The organism is Aquamicrobium ahrensii, from assembly GCF_040545755.1.
Classification (GTDB): domain Bacteria; phylum Pseudomonadota; class Alphaproteobacteria; order Rhizobiales; family Rhizobiaceae; genus Mesorhizobium; species Mesorhizobium ahrensii.
In genome coordinates this window covers 257418-273493 of the sequence record NZ_JBEPMN010000004.1, presented here as the reverse complement: position 1 = coordinate 273493, position 16076 = coordinate 257418, and the positions used below count along the sequence as shown (strand labels likewise).

The window sequence follows — 16076 nt, the reverse complement described above, 5'->3', positions numbered from 1 at the left end:
CCAATAATTGATCGTCAATGGCGAGTGCCGACCGCTCTCGGATCGCGCATTCCCCTCGCATCATTGATCCAGACTCTCGCCGTCGCCGAATATCTGAACTTCCGCCACGCCGCCAATGCGCTAGGCGTGGCGCAATCCAGCGTCAGCGCCCGCGTGAAGGCGTTGGAAGAAGACCTTGGCATCCTCCTGTTCGAGCGCCATGCGCGGGGCGTCCGGTTGACCGAGGCCGGACGCCACTTCGTCGAGCGGATAGCGGCGGGCGTCGATCAACTCGATCATGCGGTGAAGACGGCCGGCATGGCGGCAGCCGGAGAAAGCGGCCGCCTGCGCATCGGCATCCATGCCCTGATCCCCCGCAGCTTCCTCTCAAAGCTGATCGGCCAATACCGCGAAGACCACCCCGGCGTCGAAGTCGAGATGACCGAAGGCACGGCCCGCGATGCGGTGATGAAGCTTCGCGCCGACCGGCTGGACGTAGCGTTCGTCGCAGGTGTGCCAGAACTGCCCGATTGCCATTGCCGGCGCATATGGACTGAACCGCTCTTGGCGGTGCTACCAGAGCGGCATCCGCTCGCCGAGCAGGCGTCCGTCACGTGGGTCGATCTGGCGGGCGAGACATTCCTTGTCCGCCATGGCGGCACCGGCCCGCAAGTTCACAGCCATATCGTGCTACGTCATGCCGGACGCTGGCCCGCGCCGTCGATCCTTCGCTTCGACGTTGGGCGCGGCGCGCTGCTGTCCATGGTGGGACAGGGTTTCGGCCTCACCATCGTCGGAGCGGCGACGGCGCTGCTGCCCACGTCTGGCATTGTGTTCCGGCCCTTCGCCGACGAGCCGGAGCCGGTCGCCTTCTCGGCCGTCTGGTCGCCGTCCAACCGTAACGCCGCGCTGCGCAACCTGCTGACACTCGCAAACGACATGGGACGAAAGGTTCGCACCGACTGACTATCGCGGCGATTCGTTTCCGCCAGCCATCATAGGCTGGCAACATAGCCGACGCCCCGAGGCAACCCGTCCTATTTGCCGCCGATAGTATCCGGCCGCCCTCCGGCATCCTCTTTCCTATTGCCCGCCCGGATTTTGCCTACTCTCTGATCGGCTCCGTCTCTTCTGCCGACTGGAGCCTGCATTGCGCGGAGGCCGAATCCTTTGGGGTCAGATCGCTGTCGTTTTCACCATTGTTCTGGTGATGACGTGGGCAGCGACGCAATGGGTAGCGTTCCGCCTCGGCTTCCAGCCCCAGCTTGGCAATCCATGGTTCGAGTTGGCGGGCCTGCCGATCTATTATCCGCCCGCTTTCTTCTGGTGGTGGTTTTCGTTCGACGCCTATGCGCCCGCGATCTTCGTAGAGGGCGGCATCATCGCCGTATCGGGCGGTTTCCTCGCTATCGCCGCCGCCATCCTCATGTCGATCATCCGGGCACGGGAGGCGCGCAACGTCGCCACCTACGGATCGGCGCGATGGGCCGAGGATCAGGAAATCCGCTCGGCCGGATTACTCGGCCCCGATGGCGTCCTGCTCGGCCGCTACGACCGGGACTATCTGCGCCATGATGGTCCCGAGCATGTCCTATGCTTTGCCCCGACGCGCAGCGGCAAAGGTGTCGGGCTGGTGGTGCCGACGCTGCTGACATGGCCTGCATCAGCCATTGTCCACGACATAAAAGGCGAAAACTGGACGCTGACAGCCGGTTTCCGCGCGAAGCACGGCCGGGTGCTGCTGTTCGATCCGACCAACGCCAGATCGTCGGCCTACAACCCGCTGCTGGAGGTCCGGCAAGGGGAATGGGAAGTCCGCGACGTGCAGAACATTGCGGATATTCTGGTCGATCCCGAAGGCAGCTTGGACAAAAGGAACCATTGGGAAAAGACCAGCCATTCGCTGCTGGTCGGCGCGATCCTGCATGTTCTCTATGCGGAGAAGGACAAGACCTTGGCGGGCGTCGCCAATTTCCTGTCCGATCCCCGCCGCCCCGTCGAAGCGACCTTGCGCGCGATGATGGACACGCCGCATCTCGGCGAGGCGGGCGTTCATCCCGTTATCGCGTCGTCGGCCCGCGAGCTGTTGAACAAATCCGAGAACGAACGGTCGGGCGTGCTCTCCACCGCCATGTCGTTTCTCGGCCTCTACCGCGATCCCGTGGTGGCGCGCGTGACGGCGCGATGCGACTGGCGCATTGCCGATCTGGTCGGCAGCCGCCAGCCCGTCACGCTCTATCTGGTCGTGCCGCCGTCCGACATAAACCGCACCAAGCCGCTCATCCGCCTGATCCTCAACCAGATCGGCAGGCGGTTGACCGAGGAACTGACCAGCTCCGGCAAGCGCCATCGACTGCTATTGATGCTCGACGAGTTTCCGGCGCTCGGCAGATTGGATTTTTTCGAGTCCGCCTTGGCCTTCATGGCGGGCTACGGAATCAAAGGTTTCCTGATCGCGCAGAGCCTCAACCAGATCGAGCGCGCTTATGGGCCGAATAACGCCATTCTCGACAATTGCCATGTGCGCGTCAGCTTCGCCACGAACGACGAACGCACCGCCAAAAGGGTGAGTGACGCGCTGGGCACCGCAACCGAGTTGCGCGATTCCACCAACTACGCGGGACATAGACTGGCCCCTTGGTTGGGGCATCTCATGGTGTCGCGGCAGGAGACGGCCCGGCCGCTGCTCACGCCCGGCGAAATCATGCAGCTTCCGCCCACCGATGAAATCGTGATGGTCGCGGGCACACCGCCGATTCGCGCCACCAAAGCCCGCTATTTCGAGGACGCACGGTTGCAGGAACGCATCCTGACCCCGCCCGATCTGATCGCCGCTCCGCTGGCGCCCAGCCCATCTGCCGATGATTGGTCCGGCCGCGTGGTCGCGGCGGAAAGCCGTTCCGCGACGGCCGCCGCAGACGGGAACGACGGCGATCCGGCCAATGGCGGCATCCGCCGCGAGCCGGAATTGCCCGAGCATGAAGAAATCGTCGCCCCGCCGCCATCCCCCGAACAGGAGTTCGAGTTTCTGGACGACGAGCCGGACGTTGACGCGGCCAAGGCCCGCGCCATGCGCCAGCGCATGAGGATGGTCGCGCGGCAGGTGGCATTGAATCCCGATGACGGAATTGACCTTTGAGGACACGCCCATGGCTACCAGAAGCCGCCTGAATCTCTATTTCGACCCCGTGCTTATTCCGCAGATCGAGGCGATGGCGCTGCGCCGCAAGGTCTCGAAATCCGCCATCGTGGAGGCGGCCGTCATGTCCTACCTGTCCGGCGATTCCGCCGACCAGCTCGAAGCGGCCATGTCGCGCCGCTTGGACAAGCTCGGCCGCCAGATCGACACGCTCGACCTAGATCTCGCCGTTCTCGGCGAGACGGTCGCGCAGTTCATCCATTTCTGGATGACCCTCACGCCGCCGCTTTCAGGAGCCGCACAATCCGCCGCCCGCGCGAAAGGCGCGGAGCGGTTCGAGGGCTTCGTGCAGAGTCTCGGCCGGCGTCTGGCGACGGGCGACAGGTTCCTCAAAGAGCTGTCGCGCGACATCGACTCACTTCCCGATGACCCGGTGCGAGACGAGGCCGGGAACAGCGGCGATCAAGAGTAAGTATTCGGACCCATCCTATTTACCGCCGTTCGCCGCCGATCACCGCACGCAGCTAGATACTTGTTGAACCGGCCCGATTTGGGCCTCTCTTAATCGACCCCGATCCGGGGATTGCCTGTCGCGTCCCCACCAGAAGCCGGGGCCGACATGACCACCAACCATCAAAAACCGGAAGCCATTGCGCGCGGCGCACGCATGTTGCGCACCGCGCTTGGCCCCGCCATCGCCCGGCTGCTCGAAGACCCGGCCGTGGTCGAGGTGATGTTGAACCCGGACGGGCGGTTGTGGATCGACCGCCTGTCCGAAGGGCTTTCCGATACGGGCGAGCGGCTGTCCGCCGTCGATGGCGAACGCATCGTCCGGCTGGTCGCGCATCATGTCGGTGCAGAGGTTCATGCCCGCAGCCCGCGCGTCTCGGCCGAGCTGCCCGAGAGCGGGGAGCGGTTCGAGGGCCTGCTGCCGCCCGTGGTCGCCGCGCCGACCTTCGCCATTCGCAAGCCCGCCGTCGCGGTGTTCACGCTCGACGACTATGTGGCGGCGGGCATCATGTCCGCCGATCAGGCGGATACGCTACGCGCCGCTGTCCAGTCCCGCGCCAATATCTTGGTGGCGGGCGGCACCTCGACCGGCAAGACCACGCTGACCAACGCGCTGCTCGCCGAGGTGGCGAAGACGGCGGATCGCGTCGTCATTATCGAGGACACGCGCGAGCTGCAATGCGCCGCGCCCAACCTTGTCGCCATGCGGACGAAAGACGGCGTAGCGACGCTTTCCGATCTGGTTCGTTCCTCGCTGCGCCTGCGCCCCGACCGCATCCCCATCGGCGAGGTGCGCGGATCGGAAGCCCTCGACTTGCTCAAAGCATGGGGCACAGGCCATCCGGGCGGGATCGGCACCATCCATGCGGGCACCGGCATCGGCGCGCTGCGTCGCCTTGAACAGCTCATCCAAGAGGCTGTCGTCACAGTCCCGCGCGCGCTGATCGCCGAGACAATCAACCTTGTTGCCGTCCTTTCCGGGCGCGGTTCCGCGCGCCGGGTGGCCGAACTCGCCCGCGTCGAGGGGCTGGGACCGGACGGCGACTACCGCATCATCCAAGCCACCCCCAACACAGGAGAATCTTCATGATCCGCACGTTTTCGCGCGGCTATCGCTTCGCCGCGACTGCCGCATCCACCCTTGCAATCAGCTTCGTGCTCACCCCGGCCGCACATGCGTCCGGTTCGTCGATGCCGTGGGAAGCGCCGCTCCAGAGCATCCTCCAGTCCATCGAAGGGCCGGTCGCCAAGATCATCGCCGTCATCATCATCATCGTGACCGGCCTGACTTTGGCCTTCGGCGATACGGGCGGCGGCTTTCGCAAGCTGATCCAGATCGTGTTCGGCCTGTCCATCGCGTTCGCAGCGTCGAGCTTCTTCCTGTCGTTCTTCTCGTTCGGCGGCGGGGCGCTCATCTGATGGCGGGCGGCCTTGAACAACTCGACGCGGTGCCGGGATTTTCAATCCCCGTCCACCGGGCGCTGACCGAGCATATCCTGCTCGGCGGCGCACCGCGCTCCATCGCGATTCTGAACGGCACGCTGGCCGGGGCCTTGGGTCTCGGTCTGCGCCTCTGGCTGGTCGGCATCGCCATTTGGGCAATCGGCCATTTCGCGGCGGTATGGGCGGCGAAACGCGATCCTCAATTCGTCGAGGTCGGGCGGCGGCATATCCGCATCCCGGCTTTTCTGTCGGTGTGAGGGTGCGGCCATGATGAACCTTGCAGAATACCGCCGCACCGCCACCCGGCTCGCCGACTATCTGCCATGGGCGGCGCTGGTCGGCTCCGGCGTCGTCTTGAACAAGGACGGGAGTTTTCAGAGGACGGCGAAGTTTCGCGGTCCCGATCTGGATTCCGCCGTCGCCGCCGAGCTGGTCGCCGTCGCCGGCCGCATCAGCAATGCCGTGCGCCGTCTCGGCTCCGGCTGGAGCATCTTCGTGGAGGCACAGCGCAGCGAAGCCGCGACCTATCCCGACAGCGCCTTTCCCGATGCCGCATCCGCGCTGGTCGATGCCGAGCGCAAAGCCGGTTTCGAGGAAGCGGACGCGCATTTCGTGTCCGGCTATTTCCTCACCTTCCTATGGCTGCCCCCGGCCGAGGAAGCCGCCCGAACTGAGGCATGGCTCTACGAGGGCCGAGAGAAAACGGGCGTGGACTCGTGTGAACTGCTGCGCGGCTTCGTGGACCGCACCGACCGCGTGCTGGCGCTGCTCGACGGTTTCATGCCGGAATGTCGCTGGCTCGATGACACGGGCACGCTGACCTATCTCCATTCCACTGTCTCGACCAACCGGCATCGCGTGCGCGTTCCCGAGGTGCCGATGCACCTCGACGCGCTGCTCGCCGACCAGCCGTTGACCGGCGGGCTGGAGCCGCGCCTTGGCGACGCACATCTGCGCGTGCTGACCATCGTGGGATTTCCGACCGCGACGACGCCGGGCCTGCTCGACGAGATGAACCGGCTGCCGTTCCCCTACAGGTGGAGCACCCGCGCGATCCTGCTCGACAAGGCCGATGCGACCCGGCTGCTTACGAAGATCAGGCGGCAATGGTTCGCCAAGCGCAAGTCCATCGCCGCGATTCTCAAAGAAGTGATGACCAACGAGGCATCCGCGCTTGTGGACACCGACGCGGCGAACAAGGCGCTCGACGCCGACATGGCCTTGCAGGAACTCGGCGCGGACGTGGCAGGCATGGCCTACGTCACCGCCACGGTGACGGTATGGGATGCCGACCCGCGCATTGCCGACGAGAAGCTGCGCCTGGTCGAGAAGATCGTTCAGGGCCGCGACTTCACCGTCATGGCCGAGACCGTGAACGCGGTTGACGCATGGCTCGGCAGTCTGCCCGGACACGCCTACGCCAACGTACGGCAGCCACCCATCAGCACTTTGAATCTCGCCCACATGATCCCGCTTTCAGCGGTGTGGGCGGGGCCGGAACGGGACGAGCATTTCGGTGCGCCCCCTTTGCTCTTTGGAAAGACCGAAGGCTCAACCCCGTTCCGGTTTTCCCTCCATGTCGGCGACGTAGGCCACACCCTCGTCGTCGGCCCCACGGGCGCGGGTAAATCCGTGCTGCTGGCGCTCATGGCGCTCCAGTTCCGCCGCTATGCGGGATCGCAAGTGTTTGCCTTCGATTTCGGCGGCAGCATCAGGGCGGCCGCGCTCGCCATGGGCGGCGACTGGCACGACCTCGGCGGCGGGCTGACAGAAGGAGCCGAGGCGTCCGTTTCGCTCCAGCCGCTCGCCCGCATCCACGACACCTATGAACGGGCATGGGCCGGCGACTGGATTGCCGCCATCCTTATGCGCGAGGGCGTCGCCATCACGCCGGAGGTGAAGGAGCATCTTTGGACGGCGCTGACTTCGCTTGCGTCCGCGCCGGTCGAGGAGCGCACCATCACCGGCCTTACCGTGCTGCTCCAGTCGAACGACTTGAAGCAAGCATTGCGCCCGTTTTGCATCGGCGGTGCCTATGGCCGGCTGCTCGACGCCGAAGCCGAACATCTTGGCTCGGCGGACGTGCAGGCGTTCGAGATCGAGGGGCTGGTCGGGACCGGCGCGGCCCCGGCCGTGCTCGCCTATCTGTTTCATCGCATCGGCGACCGGCTCGACGGGCGGCCGACGCTGCTCATCATCGACGAGGGTTGGCTTGCGCTGGACGACGAGGGGTTTGCCGGCCAGCTCCGCGAATGGCTGAAGACGCTGCGCAAGAAGAACGCCAGCGTCATCTTCGCCACGCAAAGCCTGTCCGACATCGACGGCAGCAACATCGCGCCCGCCATCATCGAAAGCTGCCCGACGCGGCTCTTGCTGCCGAACGAGCGCGCCATCGAGCCGCAGATCACGGCCATCTATCGCCGCTTCGGCCTCAATGACCGGCAGATCGAGATTCTGGCACGGGCCACGCCCAAGCGGGATTACTACTGCCAAAGCCGCAGGGGCAACCGGCTGTTCGAGTTGGGCCTGTCCGAAGTCGGCCTCGCGCTCTGCGCCGCATCCGCCAAATCCGACCAGACGCTCATTGCGCAGATCGTCGCGGAACACGGCCGCGACGGTTTCCTCGCCGCATGGCTACGGGCGCGCGGCGTCGATTGGGCGGCCGAGCTGATCCCCAACCTCACCAATCTTGCCGACCCGCCGGAATCCACCGTGCGGGCCGCGCCCGATACCCACCCCACACAGGAGATTCTTCCATGACCTATTCCAAGATCGTCGGGGCCTCGGCCCTCGCGCTGGCGCTCGCCGGCGCGAGCGCGCTTTCGCCCATGCTGGCAAGCCCGGCCCATGCGCAATTCGGCTTCGGCCGCATCGTCTATGACCCGAGCAACTACGCGCAGAACGTCCTCACGGCAGCGCGGACTCTGGAGCAAATCAATAACCAGATTCAGAGTCTCCAGAACGAGGCGCAGATGCTCGTCAATCAGGCCCGCAACCTTGCGAGCCTGCCGCATAGCTCTCTCCAGCAGCTCCAGCAGAACGTCCAGCGGACGCAGCAGCTTTTGGGCCAAGCCCAGAACATCGCGTTCGAGGTCGGGCAGATCGACCAAGCGTTCCAGCAGCAATATGGCAATGTCTCGCTTTCGGCGACCGATGCCCAGCTTGTCGCCGATGCGCGCAGCCGCTGGGAGAACACGGTCGGCGGCTTGCAGGACGCCATGCGCGTGCAGGCAGGGGCCGTTGGCAATATCGACAGCAACCGCGCCGAGATGGCCGCACTTGTCGGCCAGAGTCAGGGCGCGACCGGGGCATTGCAGGCGACGCAGGCGGGGAACCAGCTTCTCGCGCTCCAGTCGCAACAGCTTTCCGACCTGATCGCGGTCATCGCGGCAACCGGCCGCGCCGACGCGCTGACCGAGGCCGAGCGCGCGACCGCCGCCGAACAGGGCCGCATCCAGCGTGAGCGGTTCCTGACGCCCGGCACCGGCTACCAGCCGGGCAACGCGCAGATGTTCAACAACGGCAACAACTGACCCGGAGGTTCGCCATGGACGGCAAGATGCTGGCCCGGCTCGGGGCCGTGGTGTTCGTTGCGATTGCCTTGACAGTGACCGCAATCGACATGGCGCGGAAGGACGAACCTTCCGCGCCGCCCGCCGCGCCGGCCCTCCAGCCGCCAGCCGATCCCCTGCGCGAAACCCTGCGCCGTTGCCAGCAACTCGGCGAGGCGGCGGCGAGCGACGCCGGCTGCCTCGCCGCATGGGCGCAATCCCGCGACCGCTTCCTCGGCCGTGATCGCAGCGAGGCGCGCTGACCATGGGCAACACGGGCGTCATCGACAATTTCCTCGGCGTATTCACCTCCTACATCGACAGCGGTTTCGGTCTGCTCGGCGGCGAGGTCGCCTTCATCGCCACGACGCTGATCGTCATCGACGTGACGCTCGCCGCGCTCTTTTGGGCATGGGGCGCGGATGACGACATTATCGCGCGGCTGGTGAAAAAGACCCTGTTTGTCGGCGTCTTCGCCTACATCATCGGCAATTGGAACAACCTCGCCCGCATCGTCTTCGAGAGCTTCGCCGGCCTCGGCCTCATGGCGTCGGGCACCGGCTTTTCCGTCACCGATCTGATGCGGCCGGGCCGCGTCGCGCAGACCGGCCTCGACGCCGGCCGCCCGCTGCTCGATTCCATTTCCGACCTGATGGGCTGGATCGCCTTCTTTGAAAACTTCATCCAGATCGCTTGCCTGCTGTTCGCATGGGCGCTGGTCGTGCTCGCTTTCTTCATCCTCGCCATCCAGCTTTTCGTGACGCTGATAGAGTTCAAATTGGTGACGCTCGCCGGCTTCGTGCTGATCCCCTTCGGCCTGTTCGGCAAGACCGCCTTCATGGCCGAGAAGGTCTTGGGCAACGTGGTGTCGTCCGGCATCAAGGTTCTGGTGCTTGCCGTCATCATCGGCATCGGCAGCACCCTGTTTTCGCAGTTCACGGCCGGTTTCGGCGGGGCAACCCCGAGCATCGACGACGCGATGGCGATTGTGCTCGCCGCACTGTCGCTGCTCGGCCTCGGCATTTTCGGCCCCGGAATCGCCAACGGCATCGTATCGGGCGGGCCGCAGCTCGGCGCAGGCGCGGCCATTGGCACGGGCCTCGCTGCTGGCGGCATGATGCTTGCCGGTGGCGCGGCGGCCGGTGGCGGGGCCATGCTTGCCGCGAAGGGCGGCGCTGCTGCCCTGTCCGGCGGGGCCGCGGCCGTTCGCGGCGGTGCGGCCACCGCGGGCGCGGCAACGGCAGCCTACAGCGTCGGCTCGCTCGGTCAGTCCGGCGCGGCCGGTGTCGCGTCCGGCCTTGGCGGTGTCGCGCGCGCAGCAGGATCGGCGGCTAGCTCGCCCCTCAAACGCGCCGCCACCCGCGCCAGCGAAAGCGTCAAATCCAGCTTCGCCGATGGCGCACGCGCGGCCTTCGGTGTGACGGGCGGCTCATCCACCGCAGGCACGGTCGGCGGCGCTAGCGCCGATCCTGTCGCAGCACCATCCGGCCCGGCCGGCAGCCCTCCCGCTTGGGCGCAGCAGATGCGCCGCTCACAGGCCATGAACCACGGCACGACCATGGCCGCCCATGCGGTGCGCTCCGGCGACAGCCACGGCTCCGGTTCTTCCATCAACCTTTCCGAAAGTGACCGCTCATGAGCATCTTCAAACGACCAGCCACCCATTACGGCAAATCGCCAGAACCCGAGACGCCCTATCAGAAGGCCGCGCAGGCATGGGACGAGCGCATCGGCTCGGCCCGTGTGCAAGCGAAAAACTGGCGGCTCATGGCCTTCGGCTCCCTGATCCTGTCGGCGGGCTTCGCCTCGGCGCTGGTCTGGCAGTCTGCGCGCGGGACCGTGGTGCCGTGGGTGGTGCAAGTGGACAATCTCGGTCAGGCGCAAACCGTCGCGCCGGCTGCTGCCGACTATCGCCCGACCGATCCGCAAATTGCTTTCCATCTCGGCCGCTTCATCGAGCAGGTCCGCGCGATCCCGGCCGACGCCATCATTGTCCGCCAGAACTGGCTTCGGGCTTATGAATGGACCACGGATCGCGGTGCGGCGGCGCTCAACGATTACGCCCGCGCCAATGATCCCTTCGCCAAGGTTGGCCGCCAGCAGGTGGCCGTCGAGGTCTCGAGCGTCATCCGCGCATCCCCGAACAGCTTCCGGGTAGCGTGGACCGAACGCCATTTCGAGAACGGCCAGCTCTCTACCACGGAGCGATGGACCGCCATCCTGACCATCGTGATCCAGACCCCGCGCGACGCCGAACGGCTGCGCGCCAACCCGCTCGGCATCTACGTCAATGCAATTTCGTGGTCGCGGGAGATGAGCCAATGAGGACAATCATCCGCACCCCCACAATTGCGGCCATGCTGCTTTCGGCGACCATGCTCGCAGGCTGCGCCACCAACCGGACACCGCAATTCAGCTACGACGCCAGCGTGCCGCCGCTGCCGACCGTGCAGGCGGCCGTCACCAACGACACGCCCCGGCCGTTGCATGTGCCCCCGGCATGGACGGTGGCGCGCGGCGGCACCGCCGCAGGCACGCCGACCGGCCGCGTCGAGAACGCCAACGCCGCCGCCCGCGTCGAACCCCGCCGCGAAGGCTACTACAACGCCATACAGGTTTTCCCGTGGAGCGAAGGCGCGCTCTATCAGGTCTATGCCGCAGTCGGGCAGATCACGACGATCGCGCTGGAGCCGGGCGAAAGCCTGACCGGCGCGGGGCCGATTGCGGCGGGCGACACCGCCCGCTGGATCATCGGCGACACGGAGAGCGGCAGCGGTGCGAACCGCCGTATCCATATCCTCGTGAAGCCGACACGACCGGACATTTCCACCAACCTTGTCGTCACCACAGACCGGCGCACCTACATGATCGAGCTGCGCGCGCGGGAATCGCTCTACATGCCCGCCGTCACATGGGCCTATCCCGCGCCACCGCCCGGCCAGCGCCAAACCGTCCCGGCCGCGCCGATCATCCCGACCGAGGCGGCGCGGAACTATCGCTATGGGTTGCAGGTGCAGGGCGACAGCCCGCCGTGGCGGCCCGTCTCGGTCTTCGACGATGGCCGCCGCGTCTATGTTGTCTTCCCGGCCGGGATCGTGCAGGGCGAGATGCCGCCGATCTTCGTGCTTGGCACAGACGGCGAACCGCAGATCGTCAACAGCCGCGTCCATCAGAACGTCCTGATCGTGGATCGCCTGTTCGGCGCGGCGGAGTTGCGCCTTGGCAGCGGCAATCGCCAGCAGGTCGTCAGGATCGTCCGCATCAACCCGACGCAGGCCGCCGCCGCGCAGCCCGCCAGCGCGACCGGAGACACCCCGTCATGACAGACACCACAAGCACCGACACCGCCGCCCCCATGCGCCTGCGCGCCGAAACGCCCCGTGTCACGCGCCTGTCCCGCAAGATGTTGGCAGGCGTCGGCGCTGTCGCCTTGCTCGGCATCGGCGGCGCGCTGATCTACGCACTCCAGACCCGCGATGCAGAGCCGGGAGGGGACGAACTCTATTCGACCGAGAACCGGCCCACGGCGGACGGCCTGTCCGGCTTGCCGCGCGACTATACCGGCCCTGTCCTGGGGCCGGCATTGCCGGGCGACCTCGGCCGTCCGATCCTCGACGCGCAGAACAGAGGACAGCCGGTCACGCCGCCCGTCATGACGACGCCCGCCGTCGATCCCGCAGAAGAACGCCGCCGCGCCGAGGAAGAAGCCGCGCGCTTGAGCAACGTGTTCTTTCAGTCAGGCCCGCGCACAGGAGCGCCGGCTGGGACGGCCATGCCCGGCCTCGCCGGCCTTGGCCTTGGTGGACAGCCCGCGACACAGGATCGCCACGGGGTGTTTCTCAACGGCCCGGTGGACAGGCAGACCGTCGCCCCGGATCGCGTTACGCCCCCGGCATCGCCCTACATCCTTCAGGCCGGGGCCGTGATCCCGGCCGCGCTCATCACCGGCATCCGTTCGGACCTACCGGGCCAGATCACCGCGCAGGTGACGGAGAACGTCTATGACAGCCCGACCGGCAGCCTGCTCCTGATCCCGCAGGGAACGCGCATCATCGGCCAGTATGATGATGGCGTGACCTTCGGCCAGCGCCGCGTGTTGCTGGTGTGGAATCGCCTGATCCTGCCCGGCGGCCGTTCCATCGTTCTGGAGCGCCTGCCGGGCGCGGATGCCAGCGGCTATGCCGGGCTTGAGGATGGCGTCGATTATCATTGGTGGGATCTGATGAAGGCCGCAGGGCTATCCACGCTGCTCGCGGTCGGAACCGAACTTGCCACCAGCGACGAGGACCGCCTCATCAGTGCCATCCGCGACGGGGCGCAGGATACCGTCAACCAGGCGGGCCTGCAGATCGTGCAGCGTCAGTTGCAGGTCGCGCCCACGCTGACCATTCGGCCGGGGTTCCCGGTTCGCATCATCGTCACGCGCGACCTTGTGTTCGAGCCGACAGGAGGTTGACCATGACCAAGCTGAAACTTGGCCCGTTGCCCGACGACAAGCCCGTGAAGATCACGCTAGAGCTGCCTGCGCCGCTTCACCGCGACCTAGTCGCCTATGCCGAGGTGCTGGCCCGCGAGAGCGGCCAGCCTGCCGCCGATCCCGTCAGGCTGATCGTGCCCATGCTGGAGCGCTTCATCGCTACGGATCGCGGGTTCGCAAAGGCACGGCGAACAACGGTATAGGCGGTTTCTCGGCAGCTGATAGGAAAGTGAGTGTTTAGCCTGACAGGGCCGCACCAGACCATGCGCCTGTCCCGATGGCCCAAATTGTATTGATGGCCGAAGCCAGTTTTAGTTTGGGTTTCTCAGTCTTAAAGGCAGTTTCTGTTTCCATGCGGTTCTCCTTTCCATTCGACGCTGACAGCAGTTCAACGGCATAAGCCATTACCCAAAGGGTAATGAAGGTTAGAAGGCCACCGAGACAGAGAACATGAAGGGGAATCGAACCCCAACCCACCAGACCTGTCAGGCTAAACACTCACACGTAATATATGGATTGCGACGAGCGTTGAGACAAGACGCATCGTGCGTCGCCTCAATGAAAGGGGTGCCGCCAGCGCATACACGCAAATGCGGCACGCTACAGCCCGCCGACTGCCCTCCATGGTTCGCCTAATTCCGGGGTCTGGAGCACCCCAGAATCCACCAGAACCAAGGAGGATTCCATGTGCGCAGAGCGCCGCCGCGCCCGCAAGGGACGACCGCGACAGTCGGTCCCCGAGACACTTCCCGACGATCTTTTCGACTATGCTGACGAACCCACGCCGGACGGCCGGGAGCGCCGCAGGTCGCCGCTTCGCATCGTCGATGTGGAGTCGTTGCCCGTCGTCGACGACTGGCCCGAGAAGGTGCCGATCACCGAGGAGGAACTGCAAATCTTCGAGCGGTATTTCGGGGACGTGCTCGACCGGCTGTTCGGGCCAATCGACGATCCTGACAATGAAGGCTTGTATAAGTTACCATCTGATGGTAACAAAAAGCCATGAGCGAGGATCGTGACCCGAGCCTCGACACGCTTCTTCACCTCGACGGTCAGGTGCTCGTTGTCGATCCCGAGGGCGGCCATTGGGTGAAATTCGTTGTCACCCGCGTTCCGGCCTCGCCGGAAAAGCCGCACGGCCTCGATTACTCGCTCACGCTTCACGGGCCTTCGGGCGAACGGCTGGTTGGTTTCGACAATGCCCATCCGGTCGGCCGAGGCAGGAGGGGCGAGCCGATGGACCATAGGCATCGTCTCCAGACCGTGAAGCCCTACGCCTACGAGGATGCGGCCACGCTGTTGGCCGACTTCTGGCAGGCGGCAGACGCGGTTTTGAAGGAGCGAGGTGCCCTATGACCACATTGAAAGTCGGGATTGCCGACTATGAAGAAATGAAGGCCCGTACCGTGCGGATCGCGCGCGGCGAGGAAAAGCCAGCGGCGGACGATCCGAAGGTGTGGTTCACGTCAACGGAATCCTTCGCGCAAATCCTGTCCAGCGGGAACCGCGAGTTGCTGCGCGTCATCGACGAGCAGTCTCCCGGCTCGCTGGAGGAACTGTCGCAAATCACCGGGCGGACCAAACCGAGCCTGTCCCGAACCCTCAAGACGATGGCGAGCTACGGCCTGATCCGCATGGACCCCGGCGAGGGTCGAAAGCTGATGCCGAAGGTGTTGCATGATCGCGTGTCGCTGGAACTGCCGCTGATCCAGCGCCCGGCCGCGAAAGGAGGCGCACTATGAATATGCAAAGTCCCCATGTTGCGCTGCGCGCTGCACTCTACCTGCGCGTCTCCACCACTCGGCAGGCAGAGCATGACGTGTCGATCCCCGACCAGCGCAAGCAGGGCGAAGCCTATTGCGCGTCGCGCGGCTATCAGCTTGTCGAAACCTTCGTAGAAGCCGGCGCGTCCGCCACCAATGACCGCCGCCCCGAGTTTCAACGGATGATCGAGGCCGGCACGTCCAAGCCCGCGCCTTTTGATGTTGTCGTGGTCCACTCATTCAGCCGTTTCTTCCGCGATCACTTCGAGCTGGAGTTCAACGTCAGGAAGCTCGCCAAGAACGGCGTCAAGCTGTTGTCCATCACGCAGGAAATGGGCGACGACCCCATGCACGTCATGATGCGGCAGATCATGGCGCTATTCGATGAGTATCAGTCGAAGGAGAACGGCAAGCACGTCATGCGGGCCTTGAAGGAGAATGCGCGGCAAGGCTTCTGGAACGGCTCCCTTCCTCCCATCGGCTACCGTGTCGTCGATGCCGAGCAGCGCGGCGCGAAGATGAAGAAGAAGCTGGAGATCGACCCGCTCCATGCCGACACAGTGCGGCTGATCTTCCGTCTCGCATCGGAAGGCGACGGCATGTCCGGCCCCATGGGCGTCAAGAACATCGTCAACTATCTGAACAAGCACCGCATGTTCACCCGCAACGGCGGGCGTTGGGGTATCGGCCAGCTTCACCGTGTGCTGACCCGCCGCACCTATATCGGCGAGCATCGCTTCAATCGCCGCTCCAACAAGGGGGTGGTGAAGCCCGAGGAAGAAATCGTCACCGTCCCGGTGCCGCCGCTAATCGACCTTGAGATTTTCGAGGCAGTGCAGAATCGCTTGAAGGTCAACAATCCGAAGGTGACGCCGCCTCGCGTGGTCAGCGGCCCGAACCTGCTGACCGGCATTTGCTATTGCGGCAATTGCGGCGGGGCCATGACGCTGCGCACCGGCAAGAACGGCCGCTATCGCTATTATGCTTGCTCGATCCGGGCGCGGCAGGGCGAAACCGGCTGCAAGGGCCGCGCGATCCCGATGGATAAGCTCGACCGCATGGTGGTGACGCATATCGAGGAAAGGCTGCTGGACCCCGAGCGGATCGAAGACATTCTCGCCTCGCTTCTGGATCGCCGGCAGGAAGGCGTCGAACGGCGCAGCCAGCATATCGCCGAGTTGAACCATCGCGCGGCCGAGGCCGACAACCGCCTC

17 protein-coding genes and 1 pseudogene are annotated in these 16076 nt (G+C 65.3%); all 18 read left to right on the top strand.

Annotation, left to right across the window (positions count from 1 at the left end; all coding sequences use genetic code 11):
• Window positions 1-24: 24 nt before the first annotated feature.
• Window positions 25-945: a LysR family transcriptional regulator gene (locus tag ABID44_RS08355; protein ID WP_354151230.1), complete on the top strand. Its 921-nt coding sequence runs from the start codon at window positions 25-27 to the stop codon at window positions 943-945.
• Window positions 946-1129: 184 nt separating this feature from the next.
• A complete protein-coding gene (locus ABID44_RS08350; protein WP_354151229.1) occupies window positions 1130-3118 on the top strand; it encodes a conjugal transfer protein TraG in 1989 nt (662 codons plus the stop codon).
• Between the two features lie 10 nt (window positions 3119-3128).
• On the top strand, window positions 3129-3590 hold the full coding sequence (locus tag ABID44_RS08345) for a ribbon-helix-helix domain-containing protein (protein WP_354151228.1): 462 nt from the start codon (window positions 3129-3131) through the stop codon (window positions 3588-3590).
• Between the two features lie 147 nt (window positions 3591-3737).
• Window positions 3738-4718, top strand: a complete 981-nt coding sequence (gene trbB / locus ABID44_RS08340; RefSeq protein WP_354151227.1) for a P-type conjugative transfer ATPase TrbB — start codon at window positions 3738-3740, stop codon at window positions 4716-4718.
• Entirely contained in the window at window positions 4715-5047 is a 333-nt protein-coding gene (locus ABID44_RS08335; protein ID WP_354151226.1) for a TrbC/VirB2 family type IV secretion system protein, read from the top strand. The genes trbB and ABID44_RS08335 overlap by 4 nt, the downstream gene beginning before the upstream one ends.
• Entirely contained in the window at window positions 5047-5328 is a 282-nt protein-coding gene (locus tag ABID44_RS08330) for a VirB3 family type IV secretion system protein (protein WP_354151225.1), read from the top strand. The genes ABID44_RS08335 and ABID44_RS08330 overlap by 1 nt, the downstream gene beginning before the upstream one ends.
• 10 nt (window positions 5329-5338) lie before the next feature.
• The gene (gene trbE / locus ABID44_RS08325; RefSeq protein WP_354151224.1) at window positions 5339-7831 is read left to right on the top strand and encodes a conjugal transfer protein TrbE; all 2493 of its coding nucleotides are present in this window, start codon (window positions 5339-5341) and stop codon (window positions 7829-7831) included.
• Complete coding sequence (gene trbJ / locus ABID44_RS08320; RefSeq protein ID WP_354151223.1) at window positions 7828-8604, top strand: P-type conjugative transfer protein TrbJ; 777 nt, start codon at window positions 7828-7830, stop codon at window positions 8602-8604. Before trbE ends, trbJ begins: the two co-directional genes overlap by 4 nt.
• Before the next feature lie 14 nt (window positions 8605-8618).
• Complete coding sequence (gene trbK-alt, locus ABID44_RS08315; RefSeq protein ID WP_354151222.1) at window positions 8619-8885, top strand: putative entry exclusion protein TrbK-alt; 267 nt, start codon at window positions 8619-8621, stop codon at window positions 8883-8885.
• Window positions 8886-8887: 2 nt separating this feature from the next.
• Window positions 8888-10261, top strand: a complete 1374-nt coding sequence (gene trbL / locus ABID44_RS08310) for a P-type conjugative transfer protein TrbL (RefSeq protein WP_354151221.1) — start codon at window positions 8888-8890, stop codon at window positions 10259-10261.
• Window positions 10258-10947 carry a conjugal transfer protein TrbF gene (gene trbF / locus ABID44_RS08305; RefSeq protein ID WP_354151220.1) on the top strand — a complete coding sequence of 230 codons (690 nt, stop codon included), beginning with the start codon at window positions 10258-10260 and terminating at the stop codon, window positions 10945-10947. Before trbL ends, trbF begins: the two co-directional genes overlap by 4 nt.
• Window positions 10944-11945, top strand: a complete 1002-nt coding sequence (gene trbG, locus ABID44_RS08300) for a P-type conjugative transfer protein TrbG (protein ID WP_354151219.1) — start codon at window positions 10944-10946, stop codon at window positions 11943-11945. Before trbF ends, trbG begins: the two co-directional genes overlap by 4 nt.
• A complete protein-coding gene (locus tag ABID44_RS08295; RefSeq protein WP_354151218.1) occupies window positions 11942-13078 on the top strand; it encodes a TraB/TrbI/VirB10 family type IV secretion system protein in 1137 nt (378 codons plus the stop codon). Before trbG ends, ABID44_RS08295 begins: the two co-directional genes overlap by 4 nt.
• Before the next feature lie 2 nt (window positions 13079-13080).
• On the top strand, window positions 13081-13302 hold the full coding sequence (locus ABID44_RS08290) for a DUF2274 domain-containing protein (protein WP_354151217.1): 222 nt from the start codon (window positions 13081-13083) through the stop codon (window positions 13300-13302).
• Between the two features lie 482 nt (window positions 13303-13784).
• Window positions 13785-14105, top strand: coding sequence for a hypothetical protein (locus ABID44_RS08285; protein ID WP_354151216.1), 321 nt, complete (start codon window positions 13785-13787; stop codon window positions 14103-14105).
• Window positions 14102-14455, top strand: coding sequence for a toxin-antitoxin system TumE family protein (locus tag ABID44_RS08280; RefSeq protein WP_354151215.1), 354 nt, complete (start codon window positions 14102-14104; stop codon window positions 14453-14455). Before ABID44_RS08285 ends, ABID44_RS08280 begins: the two co-directional genes overlap by 4 nt.
• Window positions 14452-14841 carry an HVO_A0114 family putative DNA-binding protein gene (locus tag ABID44_RS08275; RefSeq protein ID WP_354151214.1) on the top strand — a complete coding sequence of 130 codons (390 nt, stop codon included), beginning with the start codon at window positions 14452-14454 and terminating at the stop codon, window positions 14839-14841. Before ABID44_RS08280 ends, ABID44_RS08275 begins: the two co-directional genes overlap by 4 nt.
• Window positions 14838-15878, top strand: a pseudogene (locus ABID44_RS08270) (recombinase family protein); the annotation flags it as partial. The gene ABID44_RS08275 and the pseudogene ABID44_RS08270, both read left to right, overlap by 4 nt.
• Between the last annotated feature and the right edge of the window lie 198 nt (window positions 15879-16076).

Excerpts from the sequence above, each read along its gene's own strand:
- ABID44_RS08345 (WP_354151228.1), top strand. The coding sequence starts at position 3,129 with ATGGCTACCAGAAGCCGCCTGAATCTCTATTTCGACCCCGTGCTTATT.
- trbB (WP_354151227.1), top strand. The coding sequence starts at position 3,738 with ATGACCACCAACCATCAAAAACCGGAAGCCATTGCGCGCGGCGCACGC.
- ABID44_RS08335 (WP_354151226.1), top strand. The coding sequence starts at position 4,715 with ATGATCCGCACGTTTTCGCGCGGCTATCGCTTCGCCGCGACTGCCGCA.
- ABID44_RS08330 (WP_354151225.1), top strand. The coding sequence starts at position 5,047 with ATGGCGGGCGGCCTTGAACAACTCGACGCGGTGCCGGGATTTTCAATC.
- trbE (WP_354151224.1), top strand. The coding sequence starts at position 5,339 with ATGATGAACCTTGCAGAATACCGCCGCACCGCCACCCGGCTCGCCGAC.
- trbJ (WP_354151223.1), top strand. The coding sequence starts at position 7,828 with ATGACCTATTCCAAGATCGTCGGGGCCTCGGCCCTCGCGCTGGCGCTC.
- trbK-alt (WP_354151222.1), top strand. The coding sequence starts at position 8,619 with ATGGACGGCAAGATGCTGGCCCGGCTCGGGGCCGTGGTGTTCGTTGCG.
- trbL (WP_354151221.1), top strand. The coding sequence starts at position 8,888 with ATGGGCAACACGGGCGTCATCGACAATTTCCTCGGCGTATTCACCTCC.
- trbF (WP_354151220.1), top strand. The coding sequence starts at position 10,258 with ATGAGCATCTTCAAACGACCAGCCACCCATTACGGCAAATCGCCAGAA.
- trbG (WP_354151219.1), top strand. The coding sequence starts at position 10,944 with ATGAGGACAATCATCCGCACCCCCACAATTGCGGCCATGCTGCTTTCG.
- ABID44_RS08295 (WP_354151218.1), top strand. The coding sequence starts at position 11,942 with ATGACAGACACCACAAGCACCGACACCGCCGCCCCCATGCGCCTGCGC.
- ABID44_RS08290 (WP_354151217.1), top strand. The coding sequence starts at position 13,081 with ATGACCAAGCTGAAACTTGGCCCGTTGCCCGACGACAAGCCCGTGAAG.
- ABID44_RS08285 (WP_354151216.1), top strand. The coding sequence starts at position 13,785 with ATGTGCGCAGAGCGCCGCCGCGCCCGCAAGGGACGACCGCGACAGTCG.
- ABID44_RS08280 (WP_354151215.1), top strand. The coding sequence starts at position 14,102 with ATGAGCGAGGATCGTGACCCGAGCCTCGACACGCTTCTTCACCTCGAC.
- ABID44_RS08275 (WP_354151214.1), top strand. The coding sequence starts at position 14,452 with ATGACCACATTGAAAGTCGGGATTGCCGACTATGAAGAAATGAAGGCC.